General features: G+C 39.9%; 13 protein-coding genes. 2 read left to right on the plus strand and 11 right to left on the minus strand.

The features are described from left to right. Window positions 1-73: 73 nt before the first annotated feature. The 7 genes from BN997_RS20860 to BN997_RS20890 form a co-directional block, all read right to left on the minus strand. Entirely contained in the window at window positions 74-2,008 is a 1,935-nt protein-coding gene (locus BN997_RS20860; protein WP_042535193.1) for a stage V sporulation protein D, read from the minus strand. A 192-nt stretch (window positions 2,009-2,200) separates the two neighbouring features. Then, window positions 2,201-4,474, minus strand: a complete 2,274-nt coding sequence (locus tag BN997_RS20865; protein ID WP_042535195.1) for a penicillin-binding protein — start codon at window positions 4,472-4,474, stop codon at window positions 2,201-2,203. A gap of 17 nt (window positions 4,475-4,491) precedes the next feature. Next, the gene (gene ftsL, locus BN997_RS20870; RefSeq protein ID WP_042535197.1) at window positions 4,492-4,866 is read right to left on the minus strand and encodes a cell division protein FtsL; all 375 of its coding nucleotides are present in this window, start codon (window positions 4,864-4,866) and stop codon (window positions 4,492-4,494) included. Further along, window positions 4,866-5,843, minus strand: a complete 978-nt coding sequence (gene rsmH / locus BN997_RS20875; RefSeq protein ID WP_042535198.1) for a 16S rRNA (cytosine(1402)-N(4))-methyltransferase RsmH — start codon at window positions 5,841-5,843, stop codon at window positions 4,866-4,868. The genes ftsL and rsmH overlap by 1 nt, the downstream gene beginning before the upstream one ends. Before the next feature lie 41 nt (window positions 5,844-5,884). Then, window positions 5,885-6,316: a division/cell wall cluster transcriptional repressor MraZ gene (gene mraZ, locus BN997_RS20880; protein ID WP_042535199.1), complete on the minus strand. Its 432-nt coding sequence runs from the start codon at window positions 6,314-6,316 to the stop codon at window positions 5,885-5,887. A gap of 196 nt (window positions 6,317-6,512) precedes the next feature. Then, complete coding sequence (bshC, locus tag BN997_RS20885) at window positions 6,513-8,141, minus strand: bacillithiol biosynthesis cysteine-adding enzyme BshC (RefSeq protein WP_042535201.1); 1,629 nt, start codon at window positions 8,139-8,141, stop codon at window positions 6,513-6,515. A gap of 260 nt (window positions 8,142-8,401) precedes the next feature. Beyond that, window positions 8,402-8,782: a DUF3397 domain-containing protein gene (locus BN997_RS20890; RefSeq protein WP_042535203.1), complete on the minus strand. Its 381-nt coding sequence runs from the start codon at window positions 8,780-8,782 to the stop codon at window positions 8,402-8,404. A gap of 329 nt (window positions 8,783-9,111) precedes the next feature. Between BN997_RS20890 and BN997_RS20895 the strand changes: the two genes are divergently transcribed. Further along, window positions 9,112-9,594 carry an N-acetyltransferase gene (locus BN997_RS20895; protein ID WP_042535205.1) on the plus strand — a complete coding sequence of 161 codons (483 nt, stop codon included), beginning with the start codon at window positions 9,112-9,114 and terminating at the stop codon, window positions 9,592-9,594. A gap of 60 nt (window positions 9,595-9,654) precedes the next feature. Here BN997_RS20895 and BN997_RS20900 read toward each other — a convergent pair whose 3' ends face one another. The 3 genes from BN997_RS20900 to BN997_RS20910 all read right to left on the minus strand — a co-directional run bounded on the left by BN997_RS20900 (window position 9,655) and on the right by BN997_RS20910 (window position 11,028). Continuing rightward, window positions 9,655-10,116: an RsfA family transcriptional regulator gene (locus BN997_RS20900; RefSeq protein WP_042535207.1), complete on the minus strand. Its 462-nt coding sequence runs from the start codon at window positions 10,114-10,116 to the stop codon at window positions 9,655-9,657. A gap of 161 nt (window positions 10,117-10,277) precedes the next feature. Continuing rightward, on the minus strand, window positions 10,278-10,451 hold the full coding sequence (rpmF, locus tag BN997_RS20905; RefSeq protein ID WP_042535209.1) for a 50S ribosomal protein L32: 174 nt from the start codon (window positions 10,449-10,451) through the stop codon (window positions 10,278-10,280). Window positions 10,452-10,497: 46 nt separating this feature from the next. Further along, window positions 10,498-11,028, minus strand: a complete 531-nt coding sequence (locus tag BN997_RS20910) for a YceD family protein (protein ID WP_042535211.1) — start codon at window positions 11,026-11,028, stop codon at window positions 10,498-10,500. 291 nt (window positions 11,029-11,319) lie between these two features. On the opposite strand from BN997_RS20910, the gene BN997_RS20915 reads away from it, so the two are divergent. Beyond that, a complete protein-coding gene (locus BN997_RS20915; RefSeq protein WP_042535213.1) occupies window positions 11,320-12,525 on the plus strand; it encodes a nucleotidyltransferase in 1,206 nt (401 codons plus the stop codon). A gap of 94 nt (window positions 12,526-12,619) precedes the next feature. Here BN997_RS20915 and BN997_RS20920 read toward each other — a convergent pair whose 3' ends face one another. Further along, a complete protein-coding gene (locus BN997_RS20920; protein ID WP_042536350.1) occupies window positions 12,620-13,639 on the minus strand; it encodes a SepM family pheromone-processing serine protease in 1,020 nt (339 codons plus the stop codon). Window positions 13,640-13,759: the final 120 nt, after the last annotated feature.

Here is a 13,759-nt window from a genome sequence, read left to right on the forward strand (position 1 = left end):
TCTGTTCACATTTTTGCTGGACTTGTTAAACATCCTCTTACAACAGAATCTATTATAGCAAATTTTTAACGATTTAACGATTATTTTTATGACCTAATATTAATCGAATCGTACTTCCAGATTCCAGCATTGTTCCCGCACTTGGGGATTGATCAATGATTTCATCCCCTTCACCGTTTACTTCAATGGAAAGATCTAACGGATATTCCGCCAGTTTATCTGTACTTTCACCTATAAAATCCGGTACTTCAATTTTAGGCTGGTCCGGCCAGGCATATTCTTTTTCTAATCCATCTGTCCGCGGTTCTACATTCATCGCCCGCAGGCTGTCACCAATAATCGTTCCGACAACTGGCGCAGCAACAACACCGCCGAATTGAATCGTATCCTTTGGATTATCGACAGCAAGATAAACAACAATTTCCGGATCGTCCGCCGGTGCAAAGCCAATAAAGGATACAATATAGTTATTTTCTAAATATCCGCCGTTCGGTCCTACCTTTTGAGCGGTCCCCGTTTTCCCGCCGACACGATATCCATCGACATAAGCAGGTCTTCCTGTTCCCTGAGCAACTACTGTCTCTAAGGTTTCCCGAATCGTTTCGGAGGTCTCCTGGGAGATAACCTGTTCCTTTAACTGCGGCTCATAGGTTTCAACCGCTTCTCCGGTCACAGGGTCCACCCATTCTTTCGCAATCATCGGTTCGTATAAATAACCGCCGTTTACCGTTGCTGCAACAGCCATCACCTGCTGAATCGGCGTTACCGAAACACCCTGTCCAAAGGATGTGGTTGCCAGCTCCACAGGACCGACATTTTCTGGTTTAAATAGGATTCCGTTTCCTTCTCCCTGCAAATCAATCCCTGTCTTCCTCCCAAAACCAAAAGCATCAATATAAGAAAAAAGCTTTTCCGTACCAAGCATTTGTCCTAAATTAACAAATCCCGGGTTACAGGAATTCTGAACAACCTCAAGATACGACTGATCTCCATGCCCACCGCGTTTCCAGCAATGAATCGTTGCTCCGCCGACTTTAATATCGCCATCATCGTAAAAACGATCTTTTTCTAAATCAACGACTCCCTCTTCTAAAGCAGCAGCTAACGTAATGATTTTAAAGGTTGACCCTGGCTCATAGGTGCTCCAAATAGGCAAATTCCTGCCAAATATAGATGCATCCACGTCCTGATAATTTTCCGGATCAAAATTGGGACGGCTGGACATCCCCAGCACACCGCCTGTTTTAGGGTCAACTGCAATGGCCATCGCCCCATCCGGATTATATTCCGCTACAATCTGGTCTAACTCTCTTTCCATAATGGTGGTTACTTTGTTATTAATCGTTGTTTTTAAATTCAAACCATCTTTTGGAGATGTATATTCGTCTGCCAGCTGCTCTAATCTTCCACCTTTGGCATCGGAATAAAATGACAGCCTCCCATTTTCTCCTTTTAATTTATCATCATAGTACAATTCAAGTCCCATTAACCCCTGATTATCAATCCCTGTAAATCCGAGCACATGTGATAAAGCACTGTTATTTGGATAGTGACGCTTGGAATCCTTCGCTAAATAAACACCATCCAAATCCAGTTCTCGAATCGCCTGTTCCTGCTCATTATTTATTTTAATACCTTCAGGGCGCACCATCACACTGGATGAATTCTGTGTAACTAATTCCAGCATTCTGTCCTCTGGCACGTCAAGGACCTCCCCCAGAAGCTTCGCTGTATTTTCTGGTTCTTTAATTTGCCGCGGCATCAGTAATACCGTAGGAGCAGTTACATTCTCTGCAAGGATTTCTCCCTCCGAATCAAGGATATACCCTCTTTCTGCAGCAAAAGTGATATCTCTTGTCCATAAATCATTGGCACTGTCAGATAAATCATCACTTAATACCAGTTGAACATAGGCTAATCTTGCAATAATAACCAGAAAAATTAAAATCGCAAATAAAAAAACAGTAATCATTCGTTTTTTTATGATAATGGTGGATGCGCGTTTCATGAAAGAACTCCTTTCAACCTGCTTTGTATCCACTATATGAATGTAAAAAATGGAATAGAACAAGCTATCTTTTCTACTTGTCCCTCATGTATTTCTATTGAGAACAGATTCTCCTAAACTTAGGCTTATAGTATGACTGTCGTAAAAAAAGGCTTGCTGAAAAAGTAATCCTTTTTTCAGCAAGCCTTCTCTCTATTCCTCTTCAGTTTCTTCGTTCCCTGCTTCGTCGTTGTTATTTCCTTCTTCTGTTTCCTCTTCACCTGCATTATCATCATCATTTTCATCAGATGATTCTCCGGAAGGAACTTCTAATTCAAAACCTAAATAGTCACCTTCCTGAATCGGTTTTCCAACTTCGATACCCTGTGAAGTGACATAACCATTACCGAATCTTTCTGTCTGCAGATTCAGCAGATCAGCAAAGCTCATCACTTCTCTTAACGACCATCCTGTTATATCAGGCATTGTTGGTTCATCTGTAAGCAACAGAACTTTTTCATTTGGCAGTATTCTCTCTCCTGCTTCCACATTACTGGCAACAATGGTTTCTCCCTCGCCAATCAGAATTGGCTGGACTCCTTGTTCCTCTAATTCAGACTGAACACTTTCTGCAGATTGCTCTGCTACTTCAGGGAATTCCACCTCTTGAATCTTGTTAGATTCATCTTCTTCGGGCTCTACATCTAAATAATGAAGACTATTTTCAACTACATTATTAAAGATAAACGCAAGCGGGGCGGAACCTGATTCTGTATCCTCCAATTCCGGCTGCTGAATAGATACATAAACCATTAACTGAGGATCATCCATTGGAGCCATCCCTAAAAAGGAAAACACATGATTTTCTTTTCCAGTTAAATAGCCGCCGCCTTCAGGGTCCGGCATTTGTGCGGTTCCAGTTTTGCCTCCAACCACATAATCATCTAATTTATATGGGGCGCCGGTTCCATCCTCATCATTCACTACAGAAGCAAGCAATTCTTTCATTTCTTCCGCAGTTTCCGGTGAAATTGGCTGACCGGTGTATTCTGCTTCGGTTTCTTCCAGTACATTGTTTGTCGTAGAATCAACAATTTTATCCACTACATACGGCTTTACCATTTGTCCGTCATTTGCGATGGCTGAAGCAGCTCTCATCTGCTGTATCGGGGTAACAGTTGTCCCTTGACCAAAAGCCGTTCTTAACTTCTCTGATGGCCAATTATATTGTATCCGGCCGACAGATTCATCAGGAAGGTCAATTCCGGTAGTTTCTTCAAAACCGAACGCCTGGATATATTCATAGAATTCATCTGCGCCAATATCTTCCCAAAGCAATTTAGAAGCTGCTACGTTGGAAGAACGCATAAAGCCTTCATCGTAGGAAATCGTCCCCCATCCTTCTCCTTGATTATGATCTCTGATTTCCTCAATTCTTTCATTGGGCTGATACGTTCCCGATTCAAATGTATCTTCTCCATTATAGACACCTTCTTCAATCGCTGCTGCCCAAGTAAATATTTTAAATGTTGATCCCGGCTCAAATGGAGAAGAAATCGGATCATTATACCAGTTCTCTACATTTTCAGGGCTATTTGGGTTAAAACTTGGCCGTGTACTCATCGCCATAATCTCACCCGTTTTTGGATCCATAATAATTGCATTCATTTTCACAGGATTATATTGTTCATCTACCTGTGTCATTAAATCCTCCAGCAAGGTTTGGATTTTTTGATCAATGGTTAAATAAACCTGATCCCCATCCTCCGGCTCTTGAATAATTTCATCAGGATCCAATAGTTTGCTGTTAAAACGGTCACGCTGATAGGAAATAAATCCATCCTTTCCTCCAAGGACCTCATTCATGACATTTTCCATTCCAGTTACACCGGTGATGCTGTGTTCAATGCCATCCTCGGTTTCTTCTTCCACTTCGCGGGCAAAACCAATAATATGTGAAGCAAACATACCATTTGGATAATACCGCATCGGCTCTTCGTCAAAGTAGATACCTGGAATTTCTGCTTCTTCAATGGCTTCTTTTTCTTGTTGAGACAGCTGACGTCCCAGCTGACCAAATTCAACCTGAAATCTCTCCGCCTCTACCGCTTCATCCAGTATCCCTTTTATTTCACTTTCATCCTCATCTAAAATAGATGCCAATTCTTCCGCTGTTTCCTCCGTGTCTGAAACGTGCAGGGCTTCCGGTGAATTTTCTGAGTATCCTTCATCTAAGATGGCGTACATCCGATACGCCGGACGGTCATAAGCTAATACCATGCCATTCTTATCCATGATTTGCCCACGCTCTGCATTCATCTTATAGGAGGTTGTCCGCTGGTTTTCTGCCCATTCATCCAATGCAACGCCGCTAACTTCACCCGTTGCCTGTATATACATAAACCTGCCTGCAAGCACAAGGAATAAAGCAACGAAAACTAGCATATAAATGCTAGCCATGACATTTGCCGTCTTATTTTTTTTCATGTTCAAGAAACCCCTTGCTAGTTGTTAACTGTTTCTGCTTGTTTCACTTCCGAATTTTGGATTTTTAAACCGTTTTTCTCTGCGATCTCTGTGATTCTCTCTGGACGCGACAGTTCCTCTCTCTCAAAATTTAAGTTTTCATTTACGATTTTTTGCTGATTTATGGAGTTTTCTAATTGCTGTACTTCCCGATTTAAGCTATCTGTCCCAGAAGCGTAGGAGACCATTCCGATTCCAAATACTAAAATCGCAGCACTGGTAACCGAATAAATCACTTTTTCGCCTTTACTGATCCAAGGTGTTTTCTTTACCTTTTTGACTATCGTTTTCGTTTCTTCTTGGGGATTATATTGGGGATTTACTTGCCACTTTCTAGCCTGATTTTCACTCATTACTTTTTCCACCCTTCTTCATAACGGAAATCATTATTCCATTCATTTATTTTTTCGACAATCCGCAGCTTGGCCGAACGCGATCGTCTATTTTCATCCAGCTCATCCGTATGAGCTATTATTGGTTTTCTGGTTATTAATTTAAATGGAGCCTGGTGTGTTTCCGGGACAATAGGAAGGTTCCTGGGTACAGGTTTATCTGTACTCCATGTTTTAAAAGCCTGCTTACAAAGACGATCCTCTAATGAATGGAATGTGATGACTGCAATTCTTCCATTTACACCTGTCAATTCCGCAGCCTGATGAAGTGCCTGGTTAAACACTTCCAGCTCATCATTTACAGCGATTCTTATCGCCTGGAAAATACGTTTTGCCGGATGACCGCCTTTTCTTCTGGCGGGTGCAGGTATCGCGTCTTTAATAATATCTACCAGCTCTCCGGTCGTTTCAATCGGTTTTTCCTCTCTTGCTTTTTCAATTTTACGGGCAATCCCTTTGGAAAATTTCTCCTCACCGTATCGAAAAAAGATAGATACCAATTGTTCATAGGTCCATTCATTTACCACTTGATATGCAGTGAGAACCTGAGATTGGTTCATACGCATATCTAATTTTGCATCCTGATGATAGCTGAAACCTCTGTCTGCCTGATCTAATTGCGGGGAAGAAACCCCTAAATCAAAAAGAATTCCATCAGCTTGTACCACCCCGAGCTCTGACAGACTTTTTTCCAGCCCTTCAAAATTAGAGTGTATAAATGTAATTTTTTCTTGATGTATACGTAAGCGTTCCCGGGCAGCTTCTAATGCCTGAATATCTTGATCAAAAGCAAAAAGCCTGCCGTTTTCATTCAATCTTGAGGCAATTTCTAAGGAATGACCGCCGCCTCCAACCGTACAGTCTACATAAGTACCATCCGGCTTTATTTTTAATCCTTTTATTGTTTCTTCTTTTAAAACACTGTAATGCTCAAACATTTTAGCCACCAACTTTTTTATCCTTATAATGCGTGTTCTAATTAAATATCAAAATCCATTAGGTTCTCAGCAATCTCGGCAAACGATTCTTCAGATTCTTCCACATACGTATTCCAATGATCGCTCGCCCAAAGCTCCACACGATTGGAAACACCAATCACATTGCAATCCTTCTCCAAATTAGCGTAGGTCCGAAGATTCGCAGGAATATTTATTCTTCCCTGTTTATCCACTTCGCATTCCACAGCACCAGAGAAAAAGAAACGTGTAAAAGCCCGGGCATCCTTTTTAGTCAGTGGGAGTTGCTTTAACTTTCCTTCTAAAATTTCCCATTCTTGCTTAGGGTATGCGAATAAACATTTATCGAGTCCACGCGTTAATACAAAACTTGTCCCTAATTCTTCTCTGAACTTGGAAGGGACAATGATTCGTCCTTTTGTATCAATGCTATGCAGGAATTCTCCCATGAACATATAGACGCCCCCTACTTTCGTAAATTCATAATACCACATCCCCCCACTATGCTCCACTATTTCTTCAAAAATATTTTATTTCTCTTTTCCATTGTGTTTTATATCTCTTTTTAAGACATGAAAAAAAACTGCCGTATCAATAGATAGACAGTTTTTCTTCCAACTATATAGTTGTGGGGGAGAGTTGTGGGGGATTTTATTCAACCACCCAATGCCCTTGTTCCATATCAAATGAAAAGGCAGTCAGCTGTGAAATAAATTCTGTACCATAATGGTTCCATAAGAATAACGGATTCCAAACGCGCTCCTGCAAGCCTCCATGCGGATGAAGCACTTGCTCCAGCTGATTAAATTCACATAAAACTTTAGCATGCTTCTTTTCAAATTCCTTATGGAACCGCTTGTTCATAAATTGAATATCCTCTAATAAGTAAGCTAAATTCTTTTTGCTCAGCGCCTGAATATCGTCACCCATTTCAGAAGCCATCTCCCGGATTGGCTGGTGCGCTTCTTTAATTTTCTCCGCCACGTCTTCTGTTATTTGATCAATTTCCCGCTGACCATTTCTCTCCATGTAATCTTTCACCGTTGCTTGAACGCCATTTAAGATAACATCTTTCACCGTCAGCTGATATTTTGTGACTAATTTTTTCGTAGCTGCGTCTAAAAAAGTCAGGGAAAGCCTTGGCACAACTGGTGGCATTTGCAGGTTCATTACATGAAAACCCGCCTTTAATCCAGCCCAATAAGCTATCTCCCCAGGACCGGCTATAAAAGCCAGCGTAGGAAACATATACTCTTGCATAATTGGTCTTGTTACCACGTTATTGCTTAGTTTCCACGGTGTATTTCTGGCAATATCCTTGAGCTCCTCCACATTGAAGGAAATCTCCTGCTGCTTACCGACCCAGTTTCCACTCTCGTCTACGTTTAACAAAATTCTTCCTTGTATATCATCATGGTAAAATATATTCCCATCTGATGTATCTGCTTCAATAGCAAGCGGATATTGATGCTTTTCTAACGTTTTCAGCGTCTTGACTACGGAACCGCTGATTTGAGATTGATTCTGAATTAATTCCACAAAACACTCTGATTCCAGTTTACGAAATGCTGCGTTGCCAGAATCCACTAATACAATCCCTTGATTTGGAAATAGTGCAAAAATAAGACGAGCAAAAAAATCAATGTAATTAGAAGCTTTTTGTTGTATTTCCTGAATCACTGTGTAGATGTCTCTTGTATATGCTGTCTCAGGCAAAGCTTCAAATACAGCTTCCACCCATTTGGAGAGTTCTTTCTTATCCATTTCTAATTCCGAAACAGCCTTTCTCCCCGCATCTATATTTTTAGTCCGCAGCTTTAGCTTATGAAAATCTCCATCGTCTTTCGGACAATAAATATGATTGATTTCCTCAAAATCATGATCTTCACCAGCAATCCAAAAAACCGGGACAACTGGTGCTTCCAATAGTTTTTCCTGCTGTTTCGCCAGTTCAAGAATAGAAATAATTTTATTGATTGTATAACTAGGTCCTGTCAAAAGGCCCGCTTGCTGTCCGCCGATAACAACGGTGCTCTGTTTATCGTTTAAACGTTCAATTTGTTTAAGCGTTTCTTCCGGCGCTCCCCATTCTTTGTTTAATGTATGTAATACATTCGTCAGCCCATGCCGGTCAAAATCTTTTTCAGCTACATCTTGTAATCGTTTATGAAAATCATTATATGGATGGTAATCAAACAACTGTGTTATATTTTCTGCTTCTTTTTTATAATCAGCTACTAACCTGTTGGCAGCAGGCAAAGTTAACGAATTTATCTGCATATCATTTTCCCCTTATATCGATTTGAATACATTCCGTATTGTACAGAAAAAACAGCAAGAATCAAACTAATCTGCTTCCGGGGAAACGAATAAACTTTTTTCAGAAGAAGTTTATTTTATCTCAAACGAGAGCTTTTCACCCCCCGTATCTTGGCGGGGCTGGCGCAGCATTCTCCGGAAAGCAAAAAAAGCTTGTAGAGACAGCTTTTCTTCCAGGCTCTGCGCCCTTAACTGGTTACCTATATTCTTACTGCCGCATTTTAAGATAATACTTCTTTGATAATATAGACAAGACTTAAAACAAGATAAGCAGAAGAGAATAATAAAAATGCACTTCTCCAAACAATTTTAATTGCTTTTGAAATCTCTATATCACTTTGCTTCTGATATTGATGAATCAATATTCCCGTCAAACTTATCAGAAACAGCAGGATTATCCAGCCAAAAAAGCTTCGTTCAAACAAAAGCTGCAGCAAGACACCTACACCTAAGATAAAAAAGATCGTTGACCACTGGACAGCATTATGTACGGCTTTCCATGTATGTTGTTTCCGGAGCTTCGTTATCCCATATGCTAAAAAAGTAATGATGAATGGGAATGCAATAAAAAGAGCTATTGTATAATATATATAATCTCTCATCCTTTTCCTCCCTGCTTTTAAACAATTTATTTCTATCAAGTTAAGATGACCGCTTTGATGTATGCAAGTTTATTTTGACATAATGCACCAGCATCGGCATCCACTGCATAACCCCGGCGTCTGTCCGCCTATAAATGCACTTCTGAACAGAAGCGATTTTTAGAAAACTAAGCCCGCTTTCAAGTCTTCCTTTTAATGAATGCAAAAGTTTTCTAATATAAATATAACAGAAATAATTTTAAATTTGTCTCCTATGTATTATAATTTAGACAGAGAAGGAAATCTACATTCATCTTTGATAACAGGATAATTATTCAGGAGGGGTTAACATGGGAAATATAAAGATAGAAAATTTACTGATTAATTTTAAAACACTAGAAAAATTTAAGCGTTTTCGTGAATATGGAAACCAGGAATTGACCATGATGGAAGATTTAGAGAATAAGATTATCGAGAATAATAGTAAATCTCCTTTTTATGGAATTTATATCGGGGATAATTTAGTAGCCAGAATGAGTCTTTATGAAGTGAGCAGAAAGTATGATTTTTACTTTAAGCCTTCTCAGGATTATTTGACACTTTGGAAATTAGAAGTGCTTCCCGATTATCAAGGAAAAGGCTATGGAAAAGCGCTTGTAGATTTTGCAAAAAGCTTTAACCTTCCTATTAAAACAAGCCCACGTATTAATTCGCATGGATTTTGGGAAAAGATGGATTTCATCAAACCACATTATGAAATGGAACGCGATTTAGGAGAAAATCCACTGCTCTGGCTGCCTGAGGGCGTTGAAGAAAAAGACACGAAGCAATAAGCTTCGTGCTTTTTTGCATCATATAAGATTAAATGAAGGCGTCCCCTTTATCTGGGGTTCTTATGGATTGGAGACCGTATGAATAAGTTGATTTATTTTTCCCCACACCATTTCATATTTCTCCATCTGCTTTTTTAACTCTTTGTTTTCCTTTAAGATTTTATCTACTTCTTCCCGCTTCACAAAATCATCCTGCTGTGGAATATCTGTCCTCATTTTTTCTAGCAGCTGAATAGCAGCATCAATAGATTGAATCGATGAGGTTTCGATAGCCGGATAGGCAATTCGCTGCTTTAACCCTGCTTTTCTTTTGTCCTTTGCAGCCTGCACCTGGTCCTGGCATTGCTTTCTTATTTTCGCATTCCAGCGGAATCCGCATGCTGCAGATGTTCTGGATAGCTTTTCAGCAACTTCCTTAAAAGCTTCTAATTGGGTTCTCCCTTCCTGAATACATTGAAGTACGGTATCTGCTAACAATCTGTCCTCTTCTTCTGTCCACGCGTCCTGCCTTGTATCGTTCATAACATACCTCCTATTAGGGTTTGCTATCAATGTATGCAAAAAATAGGTATGCTAGAATCGTTTTATATTAAAAATATCCAGAAAGCTCTTAAAAAAATATATACGTGGAGGAAAACGAAAAAAACAGACCACGCAGTGTGATCTGTTTTCGTTAATTAAAATTAGTTGCTGATAACTTCTTTTCCATCATAATTTCCACATGCTTTGCAAACATGGTGAGGTTTCGTTAATTCGCCACAGTTGGAGCATTCTACCATACCAGGTACATGTAGTTTTTTATGCGTACGACGTTGGTTCTTTACTTTTTTGGAAGTTCTTCTTTTAGGTACTGCCATGACTTACACCTCCTTCAAAAATGAAAGTAAAACTTGAATCAGATTCTTATTTTTCTTTCTGGTTATTATTAAGGAGAGATTCCAATTTTTTCAATCTTGGATCGATGGGCTTCTCTTCCTTTGTCTCAGATACAAATTCCCAGTCCTTCCCGCTGGAAGGAGCTGCTTCATCCGAATCAGCGTTTTCAGCAAAAACGCGGAATGGAATTTCCAATAATATATTTTCCTTGATATATGGTGTTAAGTCAAGAACTTCTCCCTGAATAGGATGAATTTCTTGTTCTTCTTCCTCTCTTCCATAATAAGCAGATGCAGAGAAGACCTCATTTGCATCTATTTCAAATGGATAAGGAACATCCACCAATGTACGTGCGCACGGGAGTGTCATTTCTCCGGTCACATGAAAATTCACATAGAATTCTTCACCATGCACAGTTACTTGTCCGGTCACATGTACTGGAGGTATTTTTCGTATATCATTACTCATCGTTTCCAGTTCTGACACATCGGCTTGGCTATCAAAGAAATATGGCTCATTTACGGAACCTTTTCTAATCTGATTAACAGTCAATTTCATTAAAATCACCTCTAGGCAACAAGATAAATGATAAAAGAAAATGCTTCGTTTGTCAATATATTTTCTTTACACCACAGGTATAAGTTCGACTATAGCTCAGACAGCCCTTGTCGGCTTGCCAATTGCTAAATCTTCCATACATACGTAGTATTCCCTGTTACAGTGTATAAAAAACAACAGTTAAAACTATTCTAACCGCAGTTTTTCTTTTTGTCATTCTATTTCTCTTTTCGTCCTACAAATTCCGGAATATGTTAAAATAAAGCTACTTGAAAAAATAGAGGTGAGTGTATGGAAGCTTGCGGTTTAATAGTTGAATACAATCCTTTCCATTACGGACATCAATATCATTTAAAACAAGCCAGGGAAAAAACTGATGCAGACTGTATTGTTGCGGTTATGAGCGGGAATTTTTTGCAACGTGGCGAGCCGGCCATTATGGATAAATATAACCGGGCCAAAGCGGCCATTCTCGGTGGCGCTGATTTAGTTGTTGAGCTGCCGTATGTCTATGCTGTACAGCACAGCGATTATTTCGCCAAAGGAGCAATCGATATGCTTTATCATTCTGGCGTCAGTGCTGTATGCTTTGGAAGTGAAGCAGGCATAATCGATTCTTTTTCCGATGCTTATCAGCACCAGAAAGAGCATCAGAATCAATACGAATCCTTTGTTAAAAAATATTTAAATAAGGGACATGCCTATCCAGACGCAGCAACAAAAGCATATCAGCATATTTTTGGTATATCTGATATACTGGATGTGTCCAGACCAAATAATATTTTAGGATTAAGCTATGTCCGGGCAATTAAAGACGCCCATTATCCAATAAAACCAATCACTATAAAACGAATCGAAAATAATTATCACGACACTGCTATTACTGGAAATATAGCAAGTGCAACAAGTATCCGTAAAGAAGTGCTGAATAACCCGACTGCCAGCAAAGCAGCTGCTGAAGCTATGCCGGAGACCACATCAGATATTTTACAGAGCTATAAACATGCCTCAGGGTACTGGCATGATTGGGAGTTATATTTCTCTTTTTTGAAATATCGAGTACAAACAATGACGTTAGCAGAATTGCAGCAGATCGAAGGGATTGTTGAGGGGCTGGAGCATCGTATTGTACGCACAGCTATGGAGGCTTCCTCTTTTCAAGGATGGATGACTGCTTTAAAAACAAAACGTTATACATGGACAAGGCTTCAACGTATTTTTGTCCATATTTTAACCAATACAAGAAAAGAAGATAATATACTTGGTACCCAGACAGGTTATATACGGGTACTGGCCATGAATAAAACCGGCCAGGCTTATCTTAATCAGCAGAAAAAGAAAGCGGACCTCCCGTTTATTACAAAAATAAATCAAATCAAACACCCCTTCCTGGAAATCGAGGAACGGGCTGCGAAGGCGTATTACAGTATTTTACCCGGCAAGAAGCAAAGAGACTTCTTTTTACAGGAGATTAAATCACCGATTATTATAAAGTGAAACTTCATTTTGTTGAAGCAATTCTTTCAGACGTTACAAAAAAGAGGACTTCCGTCTTCATTATAATACGGAAATCCTCTTTTATTTAATTCATTTATTCATTAACACTTTCTAAATATTCTACAGCATCTTCAAACGTATCCACCGGAACAACCTCCATATCTGTCCCGATACTTTCTGCTGTTTCTGCTGCCACTTGGTAATTGGACCCTTCCCGGCCGCCTTCATTCGGAGCGAAGAAAATATCAACGTCTTCTCTATCGGAAGCGACAACTTTTTTATCTATCCCGCCAATTCGATGGACATTTCCTTCATAGTCAATTTCACCAGTTCCGCCGATTTGCTTGCCGCCGGTTAAATCCCCCTCTGTTAACTGATCATAGATTTCCAATGAAAACATGAGCCCTGCACTCGGGCCGCCAATATTACCGCTGGAAAAATGAACTTCTGGATTTACAGTTACTTCACGATCTGTGACAAGATTTATTCCAACGCCCACACGAGTTCCTTCGTCATCCAACGGTTCTAATTCCATCTCGGCAGTGTGTTCTTCATCATTTCTTTCAAACAAAACTGTCACTGTATCTCCGGCTTCTTTTCCATCAATATAATCAATTAAATCTTGAGATTCATGCACTTCTGCATCATCAATTCCGATGATACGGTCTCCACTCTCTAATTTACCATCTGCCGGCAAGCCATCCACCGCAGCAACCACATAGACGCCATTAAAATGGATATCTATATCTTTTTCTGCTGTTTCATAGGCCACCACAGTTGCAGCTTCCTGAGAGCTTTCCATTACCTGAAGCTGTGCTGCCATATAATCTTCCTGAGACATTCCTTCCGGGAAAACCTGATCTAAAGGAAGAATATCCTGATGTGGAAGGACGAAGGCTGCAGCATATAAAATGGGAGTTGCCTGCATTCCGCTGACGGTCACTAAATGCATATCCCCTTCACTTGGATAGCCGTCGTCCACTTCGACAATGGGATCTAATGCATCGGCTCCGCCTGGTTTTTGTATATAATACGGCAATTGATACACTCCCAAAAAATAAACAATCAGTACAACCGCTAATAATCCTATAATCCTCCGTTTTGATAATCGCAACACTGCTTATTCCCCTTCCTGACACTCTTACTAAAAATATATCTATGGCATATTTTCAGATGGTATTCGCGTATATATCATATATAGCAACTTTTTTATTAAAACGATACATCGGACAAG

Source organism: Oceanobacillus oncorhynchi (assembly GCF_000821065.1).
Classification (GTDB): domain Bacteria; phylum Bacillota; class Bacilli; order Bacillales; family Amphibacillaceae; genus Oceanobacillus; species Oceanobacillus oncorhynchi.